General features: G+C 62.0%; 18 protein-coding genes and 1 tRNA gene. 7 read left to right on the top strand and 12 right to left on the bottom strand.

All coding sequences use genetic code 11. From position 1 onward, the window contains the following. Position 1 precedes the first annotated feature (1 nt). The 4 genes from B9A12_RS11140 to B9A12_RS11125 form a co-directional block, all read right to left on the bottom strand. Complete coding sequence (locus B9A12_RS11140; protein WP_084057972.1) at positions 2-814, bottom strand: ABC transporter ATP-binding protein; 813 nt, start codon at positions 812-814, stop codon at positions 2-4. 110 nt (positions 815-924) lie between these two features. Further along, positions 925-2,055, bottom strand: a complete 1,131-nt coding sequence (locus B9A12_RS11135) for an MlaE family lipid ABC transporter permease subunit (protein ID WP_084057971.1) — start codon at positions 2,053-2,055, stop codon at positions 925-927. Positions 2,056-2,189: 134 nt separating this feature from the next. Continuing rightward, positions 2,190-2,477, bottom strand: a complete 288-nt coding sequence (locus B9A12_RS11130; RefSeq protein WP_084058023.1) for an integration host factor subunit alpha — start codon at positions 2,475-2,477, stop codon at positions 2,190-2,192. A gap of 166 nt (positions 2,478-2,643) precedes the next feature. Continuing rightward, a tRNA-Met gene (locus B9A12_RS11125) sits at positions 2,644-2,720 on the bottom strand. 173 nt (positions 2,721-2,893) lie between these two features. On the opposite strand from B9A12_RS11125, the gene queD reads away from it, so the two are divergent. Both queD and B9A12_RS11115 read left to right on the top strand, forming a co-directional pair. Continuing rightward, positions 2,894-3,271, top strand: a complete 378-nt coding sequence (gene queD, locus B9A12_RS11120) for a 6-carboxytetrahydropterin synthase QueD (RefSeq protein ID WP_084058022.1) — start codon at positions 2,894-2,896, stop codon at positions 3,269-3,271. 22 nt (positions 3,272-3,293) lie between these two features. Next, entirely contained in the window at positions 3,294-4,529 is a 1,236-nt protein-coding gene (locus B9A12_RS11115; RefSeq protein WP_170920546.1) for a DUF2333 family protein, read from the top strand. A 285-nt stretch (positions 4,530-4,814) separates the two neighbouring features. Here B9A12_RS11115 and B9A12_RS11110 read toward each other — a convergent pair whose 3' ends face one another. The 7 genes from B9A12_RS11110 to kdsB all read right to left on the bottom strand — a co-directional run bounded on the left by B9A12_RS11110 (position 4,815) and on the right by kdsB (position 15,454). Further along, positions 4,815-6,668: a M48 family metallopeptidase gene (locus B9A12_RS11110; protein ID WP_084057969.1), complete on the bottom strand. Its 1,854-nt coding sequence runs from the start codon at positions 6,666-6,668 to the stop codon at positions 4,815-4,817. Further along, entirely contained in the window at positions 6,650-7,576 is a 927-nt protein-coding gene (locus B9A12_RS11105; RefSeq protein ID WP_084057968.1) for a beta/alpha barrel domain-containing protein, read from the bottom strand. The genes B9A12_RS11110 and B9A12_RS11105 overlap by 19 nt, the downstream gene beginning before the upstream one ends. Before the next feature lie 9 nt (positions 7,577-7,585). Continuing rightward, complete coding sequence (locus B9A12_RS11100; protein WP_245802429.1) at positions 7,586-8,620, bottom strand: KpsF/GutQ family sugar-phosphate isomerase; 1,035 nt, start codon at positions 8,618-8,620, stop codon at positions 7,586-7,588. 62 nt (positions 8,621-8,682) lie between these two features. Then, a complete protein-coding gene (gene purF / locus B9A12_RS11095) occupies positions 8,683-10,116 on the bottom strand; it encodes an amidophosphoribosyltransferase (protein WP_084057967.1) in 1,434 nt (477 codons plus the stop codon). After that, a complete protein-coding gene (carB, locus tag B9A12_RS11090; RefSeq protein WP_084057966.1) occupies positions 10,113-13,334 on the bottom strand; it encodes a carbamoyl-phosphate synthase large subunit in 3,222 nt (1,073 codons plus the stop codon). The genes purF and carB overlap by 4 nt, the downstream gene beginning before the upstream one ends. A gap of 27 nt (positions 13,335-13,361) precedes the next feature. After that, the gene (gene carA / locus B9A12_RS11085) at positions 13,362-14,513 is read right to left on the bottom strand and encodes a glutamine-hydrolyzing carbamoyl-phosphate synthase small subunit (protein ID WP_084057965.1); all 1,152 of its coding nucleotides are present in this window, start codon (positions 14,511-14,513) and stop codon (positions 13,362-13,364) included. A gap of 203 nt (positions 14,514-14,716) precedes the next feature. Continuing rightward, positions 14,717-15,454, bottom strand: coding sequence for a 3-deoxy-manno-octulosonate cytidylyltransferase (kdsB, locus tag B9A12_RS11080; RefSeq protein WP_084057964.1), 738 nt, complete (start codon positions 15,452-15,454; stop codon positions 14,717-14,719). Positions 15,455-15,577: 123 nt separating this feature from the next. On the opposite strand from kdsB, the gene prmA reads away from it, so the two are divergent. The 5 genes from prmA (at position 15,578) to B9A12_RS11055 (ending at position 20,193) form a co-directional block, all read left to right on the top strand. Beyond that, positions 15,578-16,453, top strand: coding sequence for a 50S ribosomal protein L11 methyltransferase (gene prmA, locus B9A12_RS11075; RefSeq protein ID WP_170920545.1), 876 nt, complete (start codon positions 15,578-15,580; stop codon positions 16,451-16,453). 56 nt (positions 16,454-16,509) lie between these two features. Beyond that, positions 16,510-17,247 (top strand): ComF family protein, encoded by a 738-nt coding sequence (locus B9A12_RS11070; RefSeq protein ID WP_170920544.1) that lies wholly within the window; start codon positions 16,510-16,512, stop codon positions 17,245-17,247. Between the two features lie 16 nt (positions 17,248-17,263). Further along, complete coding sequence (locus tag B9A12_RS11065) at positions 17,264-18,025, top strand: alpha/beta hydrolase family protein (protein WP_084057961.1); 762 nt, start codon at positions 17,264-17,266, stop codon at positions 18,023-18,025. A 68-nt stretch (positions 18,026-18,093) separates the two neighbouring features. Next, positions 18,094-19,290 (top strand): citrate synthase, encoded by a 1,197-nt coding sequence (locus B9A12_RS11060; protein ID WP_084057960.1) that lies wholly within the window; start codon positions 18,094-18,096, stop codon positions 19,288-19,290. A 45-nt stretch (positions 19,291-19,335) separates the two neighbouring features. Beyond that, positions 19,336-20,193, top strand: coding sequence for a DMT family transporter (locus B9A12_RS11055; RefSeq protein ID WP_084057959.1), 858 nt, complete (start codon positions 19,336-19,338; stop codon positions 20,191-20,193). Positions 20,194-20,241: 48 nt separating this feature from the next. Here B9A12_RS11055 and B9A12_RS11050 read toward each other — a convergent pair whose 3' ends face one another. After that, positions 20,242-21,219: a SphA family protein gene (locus tag B9A12_RS11050; RefSeq protein WP_084057958.1), complete on the bottom strand. Its 978-nt coding sequence runs from the start codon at positions 21,217-21,219 to the stop codon at positions 20,242-20,244. Positions 21,220-21,222 lie beyond the last annotated feature (3 nt).

Raw genomic sequence — 21,222 nt, 5'->3', positions numbered from 1 at the left:
CTCACGGGGTGGTCGACCCCGCTGCCTGCGCCAGCAAAGACGGATTTCGGTGGAAAAAGGCCAGGACCTTGGGGTCGGTGCTCTTTTCCTGCAGGTCCCGGGGGGAGCCTTGGGCGATGATGCCCTTGGCTTCACTGTCCAGCATGATGGAACGTTGGCTGATGGCCAAGATGCTGGCCAGCTCGTGGGTGATCACCACCAGGGTGATGCCCAGGGCTTCATTGAGCTGCAGCAGCAGGGTGTCCAGTTCCGCTGCGGTCACCGGATCCAGGCCGGCCGAGGGCTCGTCGCAGAAGAGGATCTCCGGGTCCAGGGCCATGGCCCGGGCAAGGGCCGCTCGCTTTCTCATCCCTCCGCTCAATTCCATGGGCATGTACTGGGCGTAATCGGCCAGTCCCACCGCCGCCAGTTTGGTATGAACGATTTCGTCGATCAAGGCCTTGGGCAGATCCGTGAACTCTTCCAAGGGCAGCGCCACGTTGTCCGCCAGGGTGAAGGATCCCAGTAGGGCTCCGGACTGGAAAAGGACGCCGATCTTTCTTCGCACCGCCTCCAGCGCCTCCTGCCTGTCCGGTCCCACGATGGGGTGACCGGCCACCCACACGGAACCGCCCAGGGGCGGGATCAGGCCGATAAGGGCCTTGAGCAGGGTGCTTTTGCCGCAACCGCTCCCGCCCAGGATGGTGACGATCTCCCCTTTGGCCACATGGAACGTCACTCCCTGCAAGACCACGGTCTCACCGTAACCGACGGTCAGGTTTTCCGTTCGAATCACCGCCTCTTCCACGTCCGAACGAGTCTCGTTTCGCTTCATCGGTTCACCACAACCCATGGTGGGTGGATCAGGACGCCGCCGTTCGTCTGGCGTCTTATCCTTTCCAAGGAGCGTCTCGGCACCGGCGCCTCATGTCCCCTTTCATATCTCTACCACGAAAAGACGTGGAAAATGATGGTAAACACCGCGTCGGTCAGGATGATGAGAAAGATGGAGGTGACCACCGCCGAGGTGGTCATGCGTCCCACGCTGTCGGCGGTTCTTTCCGTCTGCAGGCCCCGGAAACATCCCACCAGAGCCACCACCACAGCGAAGGCCAGACTCTTCACCAGGCCCCCGGCCACGTCTCCCACGGTCAGAATCTGCCAGACTTCCAGGATGAAACTGGCCGGGGTGAGATCCAGGCTGAGCACCCCCACCACGATGCCGCCCAGGATGCCCGAGGCGTTGGCGAACACGGTCAGCAGAGGACCGCTGACCGCCAAGGCGACCACCTTGGGCATGACCAGAAATTCCGTGATCTCGAAGCCCATGACGGTCAGGGCGTCCACTTCCTCGTTCACCTTCATGGTGCCGATTTCGGCGGCGAAGGCCGCGGCGGAACGTCCGGCCAGAATGATGGCGGTCATGAGGGGCCCCAGTTCTCGGGTCAAGGCCAGGCTGACCAGATCGGCCACGAAAATGTTGGCCCCAAACTGTCGAAGCTGCACGGCGGCCTGGAAGGCCATGATCAGTCCCATGAGAAAGCTGACCAAAAAGACGATGGGGACCGCTTCCGGCCCGGACTGCTGGATGTAGTAGAGGATCTCCCGGGGACGGAATCGCTTGGGATTGAAACAGCAGGGGCCCACGGCTACGGTCACCCCGCCGATGAACTGGATAAGATCACGGGTGTCGTTCCACAGGCGCACGGCGGCCACTCCCAGCCGCTCTGGAAGCGGCGAGCGCTTCTTGGAAGGCGCCGGTCGCGCCGTGGGCTTTTCGAAGAAACCGGCGAAGCGCAAAAAGGCTTCCACCTGGGGAGCCGCTTGGCTCAGCTCCAGGTTGATTCCCCGTGCTCCACACTCCTTTTGCCAGGTCTTCAGGACGGCCGCTCCGGCGCTGTCCACGGTGCTCACGGGGGCCATCTCCAAAACGATGGTGCGCAGGCCCGGTGTGGCAACAAGGCGGGTAAAGGCTTCGTGATAGCGGCGGCTCGTGCTGAGGACAAAAGGAGCGGAGGGGGTGCAGCGCATAACACCACCCTCGAGCCTTTCGACGGTCAACACATCTGCGCTCATGGGACCTCGTGGGGGGCGGCAGCCTCAGGAACCGTCAACGGTCTGTGGGATTGAGACACTACCGCGCGGATGCCTGGCGAAAAGGCTTGCCACCGGGAAAGGACAGAGCCTTGAAAGGACCGGGTCTTCTGGGACTATGATCCGTGATTGATCTTTTCCCGCAGAACTCCGGAACACTTGAACGTCACCACACGGCGCGGGGGAAGGATAATGGGTTCACCGGTCTGGGGATTTCGACCGCGTCTCTGGTTCTTGGCCTTGACGCTGAATTTGCCGAATCCGCTGATGAGAACGTCTTCACCCTCCTCCAAGGTCTGTTTGATGATTTCGAAAAGGGTCTCGATGATCTGGGCGGACTCGGCTTTTGTGAAGACGTTTTCAGCGAACAGATTCTCCACGATGTGAGCCTTGGTCAGGGTCATGATCGGTCCTTTCTTTCGTCGTTGTCCATCGTCGATCATCGCGTGAGGGCGGTCGAAGATCCCTGTCTCCTGGTCCAGTTTCTTGGCTAATAATGGATAATCTCTCGGTTTTCAACAAAAAAATGGGGCCGCCTTCTCGGACGACCCCATCTTCCGAAGCAAGATTTGGTGGCGGTGCAGGGACTTGAACCCCGGACACTGCGGATATGAGCCGCATGCTCTAACCGACTGAGCTACACCGCCACGGCGCCGCTATATCTAGAAAATCTTGGCTCTCCTGTCAATAGGCAAAATGAGCCTGGGCGATGGCGATTGACAAAGGAAAGGCCATTGAGTTTAATGGGCGTAACTGTTCGAAGGAAAAAGATTTTGACTGCGTCCACGGGGTGCGGCCCTCACCAAGGGATGAAAAGCTCATGTACGAAGTGAAGATCGTCACGGATTTTGCCGCTGCTCACAATCTGAGAAACTTTCGCGGTCGGTGCGAAAATCTCCACGGCCACAACTGGAAGGTGGAGGTGGTGGTGCGGGGCGACCGATTGGACCAAGCGGGGGTTTTGTTGGACTTCGGGGAATTGAAGCAGGCGACCCGCCAGGTCTTGCAGCAGGTGGATCACCAGTATCTCAATGATCTTCCGTATTTCAAGGAACGTAATCCCTCCTCCGAGCACATCGCCCGGTTTTTATTTGAAAGCTTGGCCGCTCGAATCAATGGGGACCACCGGTGGGTGTTCAGCGTGTCTGCTTGGGAATCCAAGGATTCTTGTGCCACGTATTATGGTGAATCGCGATAGCTTTGGGAAAAAGGAGCAGAACATGACCCGACAGAGGAAACTGCCCTTGACTGGTCCATGGGCGCACCTGAGGCGCACCGCCCTGGTGGCGGCTGGGGTGGCGGTCTTTTGGGGCCTGTTTCTCGCCGGACCCCGATGGGCCCTGGCCCTCCAGAAGCACACTCTGACACCATCGGAGCAGATCCAGGCGTCCGCCCAGTCCCGGAAGGCCCACGAGACGCCTTCCCAAACGGCGCATTCGACGGATGCGGAAGAGCAGGGGGCGGCGCCGACGCAGCGGGAACACACCGCGGCGCCCACCTCGTCAGGGCAATCCCCCGAGATGCACGCCGGGGGCACCAGTGCCGCTCACGAAGCGCCCGGCAGGGAATCGGCCTCCCATCTGCCGGAACCCGCTTTGCCGTTGCCCGGTCATCAAGAAGAGCGACCCGGGGTTCCTTTGGCTCACGAACCCGCGGGGGAGGTCCCGCACGGAGAGGGCGAAGGGGTGCACCTGCCGGAAATATCCCCCATCCCCGGGGTGACCTTCGTGGAAACCATGATCAATCTCATGGAACACGAGCTGCACGGGCGGTTTCTGGGCTGGCGCCCCAACGATCTGATCTTGGGGCGTTTTACGGACAATATCAATAATTACCAGCTGGGCGTACTGGAGGCCATGCGCTTTACCACCTTGCGCCTCAAAGACAGCCTGACCCGGATGGGGGAAGCGGATACCTACGACCGGGACTTGGAAAACGCCCTGAACCTTTTCATGAACAAGGCCACCCTCTTCTGGTTTCCTTCGGCTGAAAGCTCCTACGGGGAAGCCGTGGAGCATCTGAAAAAGTTCCTTGAGAAACTGAAGACGGGCCGACGGAGCTTTTACTACCGGGTGGACAACTTCATGTCGCTCATTACGTCCTACGGAGACCTGCTGGGCAATGTGAACAAGAGCCTCATCATCGACCGGCACGGGGACGGCAGCCCGGTGAGCTTTTTCGAGGTGGACGATTATTTCTATTACGCCAAGGGCGTGGCCCACGTGATGTACGAAATCCTCAAGGTGGCCCGCGTGGGCTTTGAGGACCAGCTGGTGACCATCGACGCGGTGGACATCATGGACGAGATCCTCCACGAGCTCCATCGCGCGGAAGAAATGGATCCTTGGATCGTGCTGGACGGGGACCTGGACGGATTCATTGCCAATCACAGGGCCAATATCAACGCCCCCCTGTCCGAGGCGGCCCACCTGATGGGTATCATCAGCCGCTTCTGATCCGTTTCCAAAGAACTCTTGCAGTCCTTTGACCACCCTATGGAAGCCCCCTTCCTGCCCGGAAGGGGGCTTCGGTTTCATGGCTGTGACGAGACCCGAAACCCTTTGGGGCTTGTCCGAAAATGGCTTTCGCCCTTTCTGGGGCAGGTTCGGAACCCGCCCCCAGTGCGGCTTGGCAAAGTTGGCAGCACAAGCCCGCTTGGAAGTCCCAAGCTTCCGTCACTACAAGAAGGGAGCAATCTGGGCGTTCTCGGACAGCTCCTTTGGCCGTTTTCCGGCTGAAGCCTATTTTCGCCCTGGCTCCTGGGATCCTGTCTCTTCCGTTCTCTCTAGGGCTTCCAAAAACTTCCTTTCCTGCTCCAGGTAGTAGTCCATCTTGGCCGGCTCCTGAGCGATGGCCTGACGAATGATGAGAAGCGCTTCGCGAAAGCGTCCGTTGATGAAGTAGGCTTCCGCCAGGGTGTCCAGGATGTGGGGCTCGGGGCGGATCGTGGCGGCCTTCAGGGCCAGATCCAGGGCCTCTTGGGGCCTTCGGTAAGGGGGCGGCGCCGTGGCATAGAGCCAGGCCAGGTTGTTGAGAAGTTCCGGATGGTTGGGGGCGAACTTCAGGGCCCTTTTCAGCACCACGGCCGCCTCTTGGAAGCGCCTTTTTTCCATGAGAGCCCCGCTGTAGGCCATGTAAAGATCGGGGTTTTGGGGCTTCAGGTTTAGCTCGTTTTCCAGGATCCGAAGCCTGACTTCGTGGCGCCAGCCCTGAACCGTGGCGGACTGCTGAAACCGGATGCCCGCGAAGGTGAGCAGCGTCAAGGCGGCGAAGAAGATCCCGGCGGAGCGGGCCAATTTGCGGTTGTGGGCCTTGATCCGCCCGGGATCTTCATGGGCGGCCAGGAGCGTGTGGATCCGCTGGCGGATGCTGAAATGGTGCCAGCTGGGAAGGTCTTCGATCTGGCCGCTGTAAAAGGCGATCTTTTGAAGCGAAGAGACCAGCGTGAAGGGATGTCCCAGAACCTGCAGGGCGTAGAGGTCTGCCTGGCGCTCGCAGTTGCGCATGAAGTAGCCGAATAGATAGCGGAAGTAGAGAACCAACAGGGTCAGAATCGGGAGGCTGTAGGTCATGGCAAAGAGCGAGTGGTCCAATGGCTCGGGGGAGGTGGCCCAGGCCAGGATCGTTTTGTGCTTGAGCAGAAGCAGCAAGATGATGTCCTGAAAAGAAGAGGACACCACGGCGTAGGCGATGAACAGGGTCAGGTAGAAGAAAGCGTGCAGGCGTTTGACGTGGCCCATCTCGTGGGAGACGACCGCCTTGAGTTCCTCCACGGTGAGTAGATCGAGCAGCCCACGGGTGATCAGGATATAGCGCAGCTTGGGCAGGACCCCCAAGACGGCCGCCGTCAGGTGGTCACCGCCGTAAAGGGGCCACAGGAGGAAATCTCCCAGCCGAAAGCCCCGCTGGCGGCAGAAGGCTTCCAGCTCCAGGCGAACCGACGAAGGGGGAAGGGGTTCGCATCCCCAGAAGCGCACCACCAGGTAGGGCGAAAAGCAGAGAAAGAGGCAGAAGACGCAGCCGAAGAGAAAGATTTGGCCCGGTTCCGTTTGCAACAGGGGGGGCATCCGCACAAACTGCAGCAGGTCGGAAGCCAGGGCGATGAGAAACCAGGGGACCAGCAGGGAAGTGTAGAAAGACAGGTGACCCTTCATAAAGGCGCTGCGGCTGGTTTCGGAACGGTAGAGCGCCTGGTGCACCGGGTAGGCCCAGTACCAGATCACCGCAAGGTGGAGCAGGTAAAGGCCCAATCCCACCAGGCCTGAGACGGTGAAAAAGCGCTGAAAGCCCGGAAGATGCTGCAGGAAGAACTTGATATCCAGGATGTAGACGTCGAAGGCCAGAGCCCCCAGGGCCAGGATGCTCAGCCGCGTCTGGGCCCGGTGGTAACGCAGGGAAATGCGTGCCGTGCCTTCTCCCCGGCGAAGGCTTCGCCTCAGGGACCCAAAGGACCAGGCGCACAGGACGGCGAAGGCGGCGAACACCGCCACTCCCAAAAAGAGGGTCTGTGCGGGAGGGCGCAGGCTTTCGCGCCCGGGCTCCCGGATGGAAAAGAGGAGCAGGGCGACGATGAATGTCAGTAGTTGTGAATACATACGTCTGGCAGACGATTCAGAAAGCGGTGCATCTGTTTTCGGTCTTCCTCATCCAGGGCCGGTCGGGTAGTGGAGTATCCCATGGCATGGAGCATTTCCGCAAGGGCTGCGGTGGGATGGGGGCGCAGGAGGCGCAGGCCTTCCTGCAGGATCGACATGGTTTCCATGTAGGCGGTCATGTGTTCCGCCCGGCCGCTCAGGCTTTTTCTTGCCAGCAAAGCGGCCCATAGGGGAGCCAGGACGTTGGCCGAAGCGGACACGACGCCGGTGGTGTTGGGATAGTCCAGGAAGTTGGCCTCGTCCCCGTCCAGGAGGCAGAAGTCCCTGCGCTTGACCACGGCCTTGGCGTAATTGAGGGAGCGTCGAAGGCTGCCGTGGTGGATGAGGGCGCTCAGGCGCGGATTATGCGCCAGCTGTTTGAGTACATGGGTCCGCAGGTTCACGTGGCTCGACCAGCTCTTGAAAGGGCGAACCCGGTCCGGATCGTTTTCCAAGGCAAAGGGACGTTGGGTGAGGGTGGCCAGTTGGAGGAGCAGGTCCGGAAGGCCTCGATTGCTGTGGTACATCAGGGGGGTGTCCAGCCAGACCACCTGCCCATAGTGGGCGGTGGGCCGCAGGGCTTCGTCCAGATGCTGCAGATGGGACGCGGTTTTCCGGCGATCCTTGCCCGTAATGCGCACCAGCAGCGGGCGGTCCGCCGGGAGCAGCCCCAGGATCTTCTGGATGACTTTCAGGTCCATGGGCTGCAGATAAGGGCCTCGGCGCATGGGGTCCCAGTAGGGCGGGTCGATCACAAGCCCCTGTGCGTGCGGAAGCAAAGAGCCCAAAAAGGCGCTCCAGGGGAACGTCTCCCAATCTTGCGGGATGAAGAGTCGGCACAGGAGTCCCCGTATTCGGCAGCCAGCCATGGCGATCCCTCATATGGCGAAGCGGATGCGGCCCATGCCCAACAGATCGTGCAGGTGCAGGATTCCCAGGATGCGGTTCCGGGCGTCGGTGACCGGCAGGACGGTGACCAGGTGCTTTTCCATGATCTCGATGGCTTCGCCCACCTTCTTGTGGGGCGGGATGGTTCGCGGCGATCGTGTCATCACATCCGCCACCGACCGGTCGTCCAGGGTGCCCCATCTTTCGATGGCCCGCCGCAGGTCCCCATCCGTGAGGATGCCCAGCAGGGTTTCCGATGCGTCGGCCACCAGCGTGGCCCCCAGGCCCTTTTGGGAAATATAGCGTATCGCCTCCACGAGCGACAGGTCGGGAGCGACCACGGGAACGGCCTCCCCGCGGCGCATCAGTTCCGAGACCTTCGCCTGCAGCTGCTGGCCCAGTTGGCCGCCGGGATGAAAGCGGCGAAAGTCCCGGGCCTTGAAGTCCCGCACCTTGATGAGCGCCACGGCCAGGGCGTCGCCCATGGCCAGCATGGCCGTGGAGCTGGCGGTGGGGGCCAGCCCCAAGGGGCAGGCTTCCCGCGGCACACCGGTATAGATGGCCAGATCGCTGTGGGTTGCCAGCGTGGACTGCAGGTTGCCCGTGAAGGCCAGGATCCGAGTGCCCAGGGACCGCAGACTGGGCAGGATGAAGTTGATCTCGTCCGTTTCCCCGCTGTTGGAAAGGGCCAGCACGATGTCCTCCGGGCGCACCATACCCAGGTCTCCGTGCATGGCTTCCACCGGGTGCAGGAAAAGGGCCGGGGTGCCGGTGCTGCTCAAGGTGGCCACGATCTTGCGGCCCACGATTCCCGATTTGCCCACCCCGGTGACAATCACCCGCCCCTTGGACTCCAGGATCATCTCCACGGCGAGCGCAAAGGATTCGTCCACATGTTCCATCAGGGTGAGGACCCCTTCGGCCTCGATCCGGAGCACGTCCTTGGCGATCCGGATCAGGTCCTTTCGGTTCAGCGTGGCGTCGCAACGGGGGCGCTGTTTGTGAGCGGTTTGTGTATCCATCATTCCTTCATTTCTTCCATTGATTCGAAGGGTACCGTCAGTGGTGATCGTGATGGGTTGGTGACTTAGGTTCTTTCGAAGCAGTCTTTTCGAAACTCTTCCGTGAAGGTCACGGGATACTGTCCGGTGAAGCAGGCCAGGCAATAAGGATGGTCGTCCATGGGAGCCTGGGCGCCTTGGAGCAGGCCTTCCAGGGAGAGGTACGACAGGGAGTCCAGGCCGATGAAATCGCGGATTTCCTCCACCGTATGCTGCGCTGCGATCAGCTCGCCCTTGGTGGAAAAGTCGATACCGTAGGGGCACGGATGCTTGTGGGGCGGGCAGCTCACCACCATGTGCACTTCCCGGGCGCCGGCTTCCCGCAGTGTCTTGATTCGAGTGCGGGTGGTGGTCCCCCGAATGATGGAATCCTCGACGATGATGACCCGCTTGTCTTTGAGGATCTGGCGGACCGGGTTCAGTTTGATTCGCACCCCGAAGTCCCGCATGGTCTGGGACGGTTGGATGAAGGTGCGCCCCACGTAGTGGTTGCGAATCACACCCATCTCCAACGGAATGCGGGACTCTTCGGCAAAACCAAGCGCCGCGTAGTTGCCGGAATCGGGGAAGGGCATGACCAGGTCGGCCTGCAGCCGGTTTTCCCGGGCCATGAGGTGGCCCAGGCGCTTTCGGAACGCGTAGACGTTTTGCCCGAAGATGAGGCTGTCCGGACGGGCGAAATAGATGAATTCGAAGATGCAGTGGGCCGGGCGGACAGGCGCGAAGGGCTTGAAGGAACGCAGGCCGTTCTTGTCGATGATGACGATCTCCCCCGGTTCCACGTCGCGGATGTAGGTGGCTTCAATCAGGTCCAGGGCGCAGGTTTCCGAGGACAGCACGTAGGCGCCGTTCAGTTCCCCCAGACACAGAGGACGGAACCCCCGGGGGTCCCGGGTGCCGATGAGCTTGTCCCGGGTGCACAAAATGATGGAATAGGCCCCCTGCACGCGGCCCAGGGCCCGGGCCAGGGCTTCCTCCAGGCCCAGCCCCAGGTTTCGGGCCAGTAGGTGGACGATCACTTCCGTGTCCATGGTGGACTGAAAGATGGTCCCTTCCCGCTCCAGCTCGCGCCGAAGGGCGGTGGCGTTGACCAGGTTCCCGTTGTGGGCGACGCAATAGTATTCGCCCTTGTGCAGGACCACGAAAGGCTGGGCGTTGGCCAGCCGCGAGGCGCCGGTGGTGGAATAGCGAACGTGGCCGATGGCCAGGTCGCCCTTGAGCCCCTTGAGGGTTTCTTCCTTGAAGACCTCGTACACCAGGCCCATGTGCTTGTAGTCATAGATTTGGCAGCCGTCGGAGCTGGTGATGCCGGCGCTTTCCTGACCGCGGTGCTGCAGGGCATACAGGCCGAAGTAGGCGAGCTTGGCCGCTTCCGGGTGTCCGTACACGCCGAAGACGCCGCATTCTTCGCGCTTACTGGGTGAGTAACCGGCATGTGGAACGGAAAGGGAGCATCTCATTTTTGGGATTCCTTGTGGTATTCCTGGATCGTCTTCACGTTCCAGTCGCCGCGTTGCAACTGCTCCACGGCTTCGGCCATGGCCATGGCTCCCGCGATGGTGGTGGCATAAGGGATGTTGTACAGCAGTGTGGCACGTCGGATGAGGTAGGCATCCGAAAAGGTCCGCTTTCCCAGGGACGTATTGATCACCATCTGCACCTGGTTGTTCTTGATGTGATCCACCACGTGAGGCCGTCCCTCGCTGAGCTTATGGACCAGGGTGGCGTCGATCCCGTTTTCTTCCAAAAAACGTCGCGTTCCGGCGGTGGCGATGATCTTGAAACCCAAGTCCGAAAACTTGCGGGCCACCTTCACCACCTTGAGCTTGTCCCGGTCGTGCACGCTCACGAAGACCGTTCCCGATCGGGGCAGATCGAAGCCGGAAGCCGCCTGGGCCTTGGCGTAGGCGATTCCGAAAGTGGGGCCGATGCCCATCACTTCCCCGGTGGATTTCATTTCCGGCCCCAGCAGGATATCCACGTTGGGAAAGCGCGAAAAGGGAAAGACCGCCTCCTTGACCGAAAGATGCTTCGGTTCCACCTCCTCGGTGAACCCCAGTTCGCTCAACTTACGCCCCATCATGACCTTGGTGGCGATCTTGGCCAGCGGTACGCCGACGGCCTTGCTCACGAACGGAACGGTTCGGGACGCCCGGGGATTGACCTCCAGGATATAGATTTCGCCCTTCTGGATGGCGAACTGGACGTTCATCAGGCCCACCACGTTGAGGCCGTGGGCCAGAAGGCGGGTCTGGCGCTTGATCTCTTCCTGGACCTCCCGGGACAGGCTGATGGGCGGAAGCACACAGGCGCTGTCTCCGGAGTGGATGCCCGCGGCTTCGATGTGCTCCATGATCCCACCGATGACGGTGCGTTCCCCGTCACAGACCGCGTCCACGTCCAATTCGATGGCGTCCTCCAGGAAGTGGTCGATCAGGATGGGATGCCCCGGGGAGACCTTTACGGCCGTCTCCATGAATTCGCGCAGCATGTGTTCGTCGTAGACGATTTCCATGGCCCGGCCTCCCAGCACGTAGGAAGGACGGACCACCACCGGGTATCCGATCTCACGTGCCGCCCGGGCGGCTTCATCGGCTGTGAAGGCCGTGGCGTTTCGAGGCTGTTTCAGGCCCAGTTTCTGGATGAGCTTCTGGAAACGCTTGCGGTCTTCGGCCAGATCGATGGCGTCCGGGCTCGTGCCGATGATTCTTGCTCCCGCCTTTTCCAGCGGAACCGCCAGGTTGAGAGGGGTCTGGCCTCCAAACTGGACAATCAGCCCATGGGGTTTTTCGGTTTCCAGGATGTGCAGCACGTCTTCGCGCGTGAGCGGCTCGAAGTAGAGCTTGTCGGAGGTGTCGTAGTCCGTGGAAACCGTCTCCGGGTTGGAATTGACCATGATGGATTCGACGCCCATTTCGCGCAGCGCGAAACTCGCATGGACACAGCAGTAGTCGAATTCGATGCCCTGCCCGATCCGGTTGGGACCGCCGCCCAGAATGGCCACCTTGGTGTGCTCCGTCGGGCGCGCCTCGTCTTCCTCTTCGTAGGTGGAATAGAAGTAGGGCGTGTAGGCTTCAAACTCGGCCGCACAGGTGTCCACCAGCTTGTAGACGGGCCGGATGCCCAATTGGCGCCGTTTTCGGCTGATGGTCTCCTCGTCGGTTCCCGTCAGCCGGCCCAGGCGCACGTCCGAAAAACCCCAGGACTTGGCCAGGCGCAGCTTTTCGGGATCACTCAGGAAGTCTTCTTCCCGGATGGCCTGCTCCATCTGCACGATTTCCCGAATGTGGTGGAGAAACCAGGGGTCGATCCAGGTGAGCCGGTGGATTTCGTCCAGATCCAGGCCCAGCTTCAGGGCCTCGGCGATCTGGAACAGGCGCTTGGAATGGGGGCGCCGCAGGCTCTGCTTCAATTCTTCGATCCGGTCCGGGGAGACCACCGGATCGGGATCCGTGAAGCCGTACCGGCCGACTTCCAGGGACCGGACGGCCTTCTGAAGCGATTCCTTGAAAGTGCGGCCGATGGCCATGGTCTCGCCCACCGACTTCATGGACGTGGTGAGCAGATCGTCCGTGTTGGGAAACTTTTCGAAGGTGAACCGCGGCACCTTGGTCACCACGTAGTCGATGGTGGGCTCAAAGGACGCCTTGGTTTCCCGGGTGATGTCGTTGGCCAGCTCGTCCAGGGAAAAGCCCACGGCCAGCTTGGCGGCGATCTTGGCGATGGGAAATCCCGTGGCCTTGGAGGCCAGGGCCGAAGATCGCGACACCCGGGGATTCATCTCGATCACCACCATGTCCCCGTCTTCCGGGTTGATGGCGAACTGGACGTTGGAGCCTCCCGTTTCCACCCCGATCTCCCTCAGGATCGCTATGGCGGCGTCGCGCATCTTCTGGTATTCCGCGTCGGTCAGGGTCTGGGCGGGAGCCACCGTGATGGAATCGCCCGTATGCACGCCCATGGGATCCATGTTCTCGATGGAACAGATGATCACCACGTTGTCCATGTGGTCGCGCATCACTTCCAGTTCGAATTCCTTCCAGCCCAGCACGGACTCTTCCAGCATGACCTGACCGATCAGGCTGGCGTCCAGGCCCGTCCGGGCCAGCTCCACCAGTTCCTCCAGGTTGTAGGCGACCCCTCCGCCCGTGCCGCCCAGGGTGAAGGCGGGACGCGAGATGATGGGAAATCCGATCTCGTGGGCGATGGCCAGGGCTTCCTGTTCACTGTGGGCGATGCCGCTTCGGGGGACCTTCAGCCCGATGCGTTCCATGGCCTGGCGAAAGAGGGCCCGATCTTCGGCCTTGCGGATGGTGTCCACCCGGGCTCCGATCATTTCCACGCCGTATTCTTCCAGCACCCCCATCTCGGCCACCTTGACGGCCGTGTTCAGCCCCGTCTGTCCCCCCAGGGTGGGAAGCAGCGCGTCGGGCCGCTCCCGGCGAATCACCTTGGCCACCGCCTCCGCCGTGATGGGTTCGATGTAGGTGCGATCCGCCGTTTCCGGATCGGTCATGATGGTGGCCGGGTTGCTGTTGATCAAAACGATCTGGTAGCCTTCCTCGCGCAGGGCCTTGCACGCTTGGGTGCCGGAATAGTCGAACTCGCACGCCTGACCGATCACGATGGGACCGGAACCGATCACGAGGATTTTCTTGATGTCCGTGCGTTTGGGCATGAAGTGTTCGCTCCGCTGGGTTGGATCCTAGTCCTGAAGTCCCTTGTCCTTTCGGATCAGGTTCACAAAACGCTCAAAGAGGTAGGTGGCGTCGTGGGGACCGGGCGCCGCTTCCGGATGGTACTGGACACTGAAGGCGGGCATCTCCAGATGCTCCATGCCTTCCAGGGTGTTGTCGTTCAGGTTGATGTGGGTGAGGCGAACCGGGATGTCTTGCATGGATTCCAGGTCCACGCAGAACCCGTGGTTCTGGGAGGTGACCTCCACGCGTCCCGTGCTCAGGTCCTTGACCGGCTGATTGGCCCCGCGGTGACCGAATTTGAGCTTGAAGGTGCGGCCTCCCAGGGCCAGGCCCATGAGCTGGTGTCCCAGGCAGATGCCGAACATGGGCTTCGTTCCCAGAAGTTTGCGCACCGTTTCGATGCCATAAGTCACCGCAGCCGGGTCCCCCGGACCGTTGGAAAGGAAGATGCCGTCCGGCTGCGTGGCCAGGATCTCCTCCGGGCTCGCCGTAGCGGGAAAGACCAGCACCTGGCAGCCGCAGCGTTCCAGGTTGCGAAGGATGTTGTATTTGACGCCGAAGTCCAGGGCCGCCACCCGAAAGTCGGGCTTGTCTTCGCGCCAGGCGGCATCCGGCTGCGGCCCCTTCTCCCAGCGATAGGGCCGCGAGCAGGTGACCCGTCGGACCATGTCCACGCCTTTGAGGCCCGGGAAGTCCCGCACCTGATCCAAGAGTGCCCCCACGTCGTCCGTGTCTGTGGCGATCACGCCCCGCAGGGCTCCCGCCAGACGGATGTGTCGAGTCAGGCGCCGGGTGTCGATGCCTTCGATGCCCAGGACGCGGTGCTCTTCCAGGAACTGGGCCAACGACTTTCGGCTCCGCCAGTTGCTTGGAAAATCCTGGTACTCCTTGATGATGAAGGCCTCCACCTGGATGGCGGCCGATTCCATGTCCTCGTCGTTGATCCCGTAGTTGCCCGTGAGGGGGTAGGTCATGGTGACGATCTGTCCCTTGTAGGACGGATCGGTCAACACTTCCTGGTAGCCGGTCATGGCCGTGTTGAAGACCACCTCTCCCAGGGCGCGGCCCTGTTCGGCCGATGCAAAGGCATAGCCTTTGAAAACCGTACCGTCTTCCAGGACGAGAAGGGCCCGGGGGCGTTTCCAAGGAGCTGTCATGCGAACCTCTCGGTTTCTAGGGGTGCGATCCTTGATCTTTTCAAAATCAAACAATTCTACCCATATTTGGTTTCAGTGCAAGCCGGTTCGCCCATCGCTTCGCCGTTGCCCGGTCCTGTTCCGCTGGGATGAAAGACGGCCGGCACTCGGGCGTGGCGGGATCCGGCGGGCCGGAAACGGATCTCTCCAAGGGGGGCGGTGCCTCAGCTTTTCAGACGCCTTTCCGCATGCCGCAGATCCTCGGGAGTGTCCACCCCCACCGTCTCGCTGGGGGACAAGCCGACGCGAATCGTGTATCCGTGCTCCAGGGCTCTCAGTTGCTCCAGCCTTTCCATGCGTTCCAAGGGTGTGGGGGCCAGTCGGGTGAAGCGGCAAAGAAATTCTTTGCGGTAGGCGTACAGGCCCAGATGCTTGAGAAAGGTCATGGGTTCGTCCTGGGCGTCCCGCCGGCAGGGAATGGGGGATCGGGAAAAGTAGAGGGCGTTTCCCTGGGCGTTCCGAACCACCTTGACCACGTTGGGATCGGTGTAATCACCGGCGGACTGGCACGGAAAGGCCAAGGTGGCCATGGCAAGGAGAGGGGGGCGCAGGGCCTCGGCAATGAGGGCTTCGATCATCTCCGGGGACACACCCGGTTCGTCCCCCTGGATGTTGACCACCAGGTCGTGTGCCTGAAGGCCCAGGATGTGGGCGGCTTCCGCCAGGCGGTCCGTGCCGCTGGAGTGATCCGTGCGGGTCATCACCGCTTCTCCGCCGAAGGATCGGACCGCTTCCAGGATGCGCCCGTCGTCGGTGGCCACCACCACTCGATCCAACCGGCGGCATTGCCGGGCCCGTTCGTAAACCCACTGGATCATGGGTTGCCCCAGGATCGGAGCCAAGGGCTTGCCTGGAAAGCGCGTGGACGCGTAGCGGGCGGGAATAATTGCCACAACGGCCATTGAAATCCTCCCCGAAAACCGTTCCTTTTGATAGGGTGCTGCAGGCACCGGGATGGGACCTTATCATTATGGAACATGCTTGGAAAGAGCCTGAAGAGATTGGAAGACAAAGGAGAGCGATCGATGGAAAAGGGTTGGTGGGTCGTGCGGATTTCCGCCGATCCGTCGTGGGCAGAGGAGCTGGCGGGGGCCCTGACCCAGCGCTATGCCATGGGCGCTGAAATCCAGGAAGACGGGATCCTTCTCTATGTACCATCGGAGGTCCCCGATGCCGGCTGGCAAGGGGACCTGGAAGGGTTCCTTTCCACCTGGGCCCACACCCTGAAGCTTCCTGCAAAGCCGACTCTCACGATTTCCTTTTGCCCCGACCAGGATTGGAATGCCCGATGGAAAGAAGGCTTCAAGCCGCTTCGTGTGGGGCGCCGGTTCGTGGTGGCCCCTACCTGGGAAGCCTACGATCCCGAACCCGGAGATCGGGTCCTTTGGATCGATCCAGGGCGGGCGTTCGGCACGGGCCATCACGAAACCACACGTCTTTGCCTTCGGTGGTTGGAAGATGTGTGCCCTGGGCAAGACGCCGAGGAATCTTTGAGCCTTTTGGACGTGGGCACCGGTTCGGGGATCCTGGCCATCGCGGCCTCGCTTCTGGGATGCACCCCGGTGGTGGGCGTGGACAACGACCCGGAAGCCATCGAGGTGGCCCGGGAAAACCTGCAGGCCAATCCCGAGGCGGGAAGCCTCGTTTTTGTGCACGGCTCGGTGGACAACGTGGAAGGAGACTTCCACCGGGTGGTGGCCAACATCCAGGCGGAGCCCCTGCTTCAAATGGCAGCCCAACTGGTGCCCAAGGTGAAAAAGGGCGGCCGTCTGGCCTTGAGCGGGGTTCTGATCGAGCATGCACGCAGGGTGCGGGACGCCTACGAATCCTTGGGAATGCGGTGTCTGAACGGCCACCAGGATGGGCAATGGTGCCTGCTGGACTTTACCCCCGAAGCGTGAAGCGGCGGTCACTTTCTGGATCGCCTGCTCCTCGGGGGACACGGCGGACTGGCTTGATGGAAAGGGTCCGAGATCTTCTCAGACGTCTTTCGGACTGGATCCTTCCACCGGTGTGCGCCGCGTGCGGGGCCGCCGGCTTGGATCTACCCGTGAGCGGATGGTGCTGCGGATGCCTGGATCGCGTCCGGCTCGTGGGGTCTCCCTTGTGCCCCCTGTGCGGCAGGCCCTACCCGGCCACGGAAGCCATGCCGGACCACCGCTGCGGGGAATGCCTGGAGGGACGCTTTCGTTTCGATCGGGCCCGTTCGGCGGCCGTGTACGAAGAGGCGGTTCAAAAAGGAATCCTGGAACTCAAGTTCCACGGAAGCCTGCATTGGGCCGAGGCGTTGGCGGCTCTGATCCTGCGCAATCCCCACACCCGGGACATGCTGTCGGCGGCGGATTTTCTGGTGCCCGTGCCCTTGCATCCGCACCGGATCCGCCAGCGCGGGTTCAACCAGGCCTCGGTGCTGGCCCATAGACTGGCGCGCCGGACCGGACACAGGGTGGAGAAGGTGCTGGAAAGGCGGCGCAAGACCATGCCCCAGACCCGGCTGTCGCGACGGGAGCGATTGGAGAATGTGCGGGGGGCTTTTCAGGTTCTGAACCCCCACCGCGTGAAGGGAAGGAAGATCGTGGTGATTGACGACGTTTTTACCACGGGGACCACCTTGAGCGAATGTGCGCGGGCACTCAAGACGGCGCGGGCCGCTTGCGTGGGAGTGGTGACGGTGGCCCGGGCCACCCCGCCGTGACGCGGAGGGAAGAGCCATGAAAACGGAGCCCCGGACATTTCAAAACCGAAACGGCGTGCCGCTTTCGGCACGCATGGATCTGCCGTCCCAGGGAAAGCCGGTGGCCGCGGTGCTTTTCGCCCACTGCTTTACCTGTTCCAAGAACCTGGGCATTGCGGTCCATCTTTCCAAGGCCCTGACGGATGCTGGATACGGCGTGTTCCGCTTCGACTTCACCGGGTTGGGGGAGAGCGGGGGGGATTTCGCGGGCACCGGTTTCATCTCCCACGTGGAGGACGTGCTGGACGCCGCCCGCTTCATGGAAGGGGAGGGCCACGCCCCCGCTCTGCTCGTGGGGCATTCCCTGGGTGGGGCGGCTGTGCTTCAGGCGGCCAGGTCCGTGGCATCCTGCCGGGCAGTGGCCGTCATCGGCGCGCCCTACAGCCCCCATCACGTGACCCGGCTGTTCGCCGGGGCTTGGAAGGCCATCGAGCGAAACGGAGTGGCCGAAATCGACCTGGGCGGCCGGCGGATACGCATCGGCAGGCCGTTTCTCGAACGATTCAACGAGGAGGAGATGCCGACGAACCTGGCGCGGCTGGGCAGAGCCCTGCTGATCCTTCATTCGCCCGCGGACCAGGTGGTGGGTATGGCAAACGCTGAAAGGATCTTCAAGGCGGCAAGGCACCCCAAGAGCTTCATCTCGCTGGATGCGGCCGATCATCTTCTTTCCAGCAAGGAAGACGCCCAGTATGCGGGGCGGGTGATCGCCGCCTGGGCCCAGCGTTATGTGAAGTGAGGGGTGAGTCCATAGGGTCCCGATCGCATGGCATCGACTCCCCATTCCTTAAAAAAAGGAGGCCTAGGATGGCGGAACAGACGGTTCGGACGAAAAATGTGGGCCTTCGAGGCATCACGGTGGCCGACACCAAGATCAGCTATATCGATGGAGAGCGGGGGGTTCTCATCTACCGGGGATACCGGATCGAGGATCTGGCCCTCCGATCCACCTTTCCCGAGACGGCCTATCTCTTGCTCCACGAATTTCTGCCCAGCCCGGAGGAGCTGCAAGCCTTCGAGGCAAAGCTCCGGGAGTTTCGAGCGCTTCCCGGCTTCGTGATCGAGGCCATGAAGGCATGGCCCCGGGGCGCCCATCCCATGGATGCCCTGCAGGCCTCCATACCCCTTTTGGCCATGGACGACCCGGATCTGGGGGACGAAAGCCGAGAGGCCAACGTGACCATGGCCCTGCGCCTGATCGCCCGCCTTCCCGCCGTGGTGGGCGCCTGGCACCGGATTCGCCAGGGCTTGGACGTGCTGCCGCCCGACGATGCCTTGAGCCATGCCGGTAACTTCCTGTGGCAGGTGTTGGGCAAGAAGCCCGATGAGGAAACAGCCCGCATCATGGACGTGTGTCTCATCCTCCATGCGGACCACACCTTCAATGCCTCCACTTTCGCGTGCCGGGAAGTGGTGTCCACCCGGGCGCACATGTATGCCGGGGTGGCGGCAGGCGTGGGGGCGCTTTCCGGGGAATTGCACGGCGGGGCCAATGCCCGGGTCATGGAGATGCTTCAAAAGATCGACCGCGACGGCGTGACGGACATCGCCGCCTGGGTGCGGGACCGGCTGGACCGGAAGGAACGGATCATGGGCATGGGCCATGCCGTCTACAAAACGCTGGATCCCCGCGCCCGGATCCTGAAGGAACTGGCGTTTCAGTTGGGCGAAAAGACGGGCCAGACAAAGTGGCCTGAGATGACGGCGGCCATTGAAGAGGCGGCCATGGCGGAATTGGAAAAGCGGGGCAAGAAGGGCATCCAGCCCAATGTGGACTTTTACAGCGCCTCCGTGTATCACATTCTGGGCTTTCCGGGCGATCTCATGACCTGCATCTTCGCGGTATCGCGCATCGCCGGTTGGTGCGCGCACATCATCGAGGAAAAGTTCGCAGAGGCGCAGGGGAAGCCGGCCCTCTACCGGCCCAAGGCCGAATACGTGGGTGACTATTGCGGACGCATGGACTGCGAATACGTCCCGCCGGAAAAGCGGGGCCGAGATTGAGGCGTTCCGGTCTGGGGGGCGCCGGGGCCTGATGCCCCGGAAGGAGTGAAGGACTCGTTGGAAGCCTTTTCGTCTTTGGGAGTGGGATGCGGATTACTGGCGGCCTTGAGCTGGGGAAGTTCGGATTTCAGCGGCGGGGTGGCTTCCAAAAGGATCAGCTCCTTTCAGGCCCTGATTCTGGGAAGCCTGACGGCTGTGGCCGTCCTCACGTTGTGTGCCTGGTTCTACCGGGAATCCTTTCCCCAAGTCGAGGATACCCTGTGGGCCCTTGCCGCCGGTTCCCTGGGAGCCCTCGGCATCGCCGCCCTCTACCACGGTCTGGCCGTGGGCAGTGCCGCCGTGGTGGCTCCCAGCAGCGCCGTGGTCGGGGCCCTTTTTCCGGTCGTGGTCGGGACCTTTTTGGAGGGACCGCCTGGCGGTAGAACCTATGCGGGTTTTGTGTTGGGAGGGCTGGGGATCTGGCTGGTGGCCCGATCGGCCGCCAACGGCCGGGGGCTGGGTCTGAAGGGCCTGGGGGCCGGGCTCACCGCCGGGCTGGGATTTGGAAGCTACTTCGTGTGTATCGCCCAGGCGGCTTCCTCGGGAATCTTTGCCCCCCTGGTGGTGGCCAAGGCCGCCTCTTTCGTGGTGGCCCTTGGAATGGTGGCGCTGCTCCGTCAGGGTGTTCCGTCGCCGGCCCAAAGCCCGGCCGCCCTCCTGGCGGGAGTTCTGGATGCGGGCGGCAACGTCTTCTACATGCTGGCCCAGCAAAATGCCCGTATGGATGTGGCGGCCGTGCTCACGTCCATGTACCCGGCGGCCACGGTGGTGCTGGCCGCCGTGATCCTCAAGGAGCGGGTGGCCGGGTTCCAGTGGCTGGGGGTGGTGCTGTGCCTGGGGGCCGTCTCGCTCATCGCGTCGTGATGGGGGAGCGCGCCGGCACCTTCCCCGGTTCTCCCCACCTGCCTTCCGCTAGAAATGGTGAACGATTCGGAAGTTGAACCGCTCGCCTTCCGGTCTGTTTTCCGCTCCGCTTTCAAAATAGGCGTTCACGAACAGGTGCGTGTTCCGGGAAAAGTGGCACAACAGGCCGGGGCCGACGGCAAAGACCCGTTCCTTGCTTCCGGGCTGGTCTCGGCCGTCGATTTCACTGTCCGTCGTTTGCTTCAGGAAGTAACCGTTGATCCCCACACGGAGCTTTCCCGGCAGAACCTCGTAGGCCGATGCGAAGTTCAGATGCACCGCCTGCCCGGCCTGGGTGTCGTCCGCCCCCGGTACGCTGGGGTCGTGGTTGGTGGCGTTCCACAGGTAGTGGATGCGGGTGCTGACGGTCCAGCGCGGCGTGATGAAAAGGGTTCCCGCCCAATAGGGATCGAAGCTGAAGAAGTTGCTGCCCGGGTTGATCTGCCGGTCCGAGTCGTACTTGCCGGTGGGGAAGATGAGCTGCAATTCGATCCGGTGCATGAAACGGGGTCCGTTGGGGCCCATGATCGGATCCCACTGGAGGAAGGGACCCACCAGGATGTCCCCCAGCCCGGCGCTGTTGGCCCGGGGGAAGGGGCCTGCCACATCGTATTCCAGGTCGGGGGAAACATAGGGAACGATCACGTCCAGACCCCACTTGCCGCCCAACACGACGGGTTGATCGCTCTGGTAGATGAATTGGCTGAGGCTGATCCACACGCTCAGATCTTCACCTGCGGCGGCGGGAAGAATCCTTTTGCCGTCCCGGTCGGTGAGCGTGTCGGCTGTCCAGTACTGGAGGTATTGGGTGAAGTAGAAACCGGGGCCCGCCGGTGGGCCGCCGTCCAGAAAGGTAGTAAAGCCCAAGTTGACCGGCGGAAGATCATAGGCGCGTGCCGCCTGCGGGAAAAGTCCCGCCAGGAGGGTCAGCAACACCACGAGGCCTACCCAAGGGACCTGAAAGGATTTGGCTTTCGTTGTCTTCATGGT

The sequence above is a fragment of the Desulfacinum hydrothermale DSM 13146 genome (assembly GCF_900176285.1).
GTDB lineage: Bacteria > Desulfobacterota > Syntrophobacteria > Syntrophobacterales > DSM-9756 > Desulfacinum > Desulfacinum hydrothermale.
The sequence above is the reverse complement of the archived record's forward strand: the minus strand, read 5'-3'. Positions and strand labels throughout refer to the sequence as shown.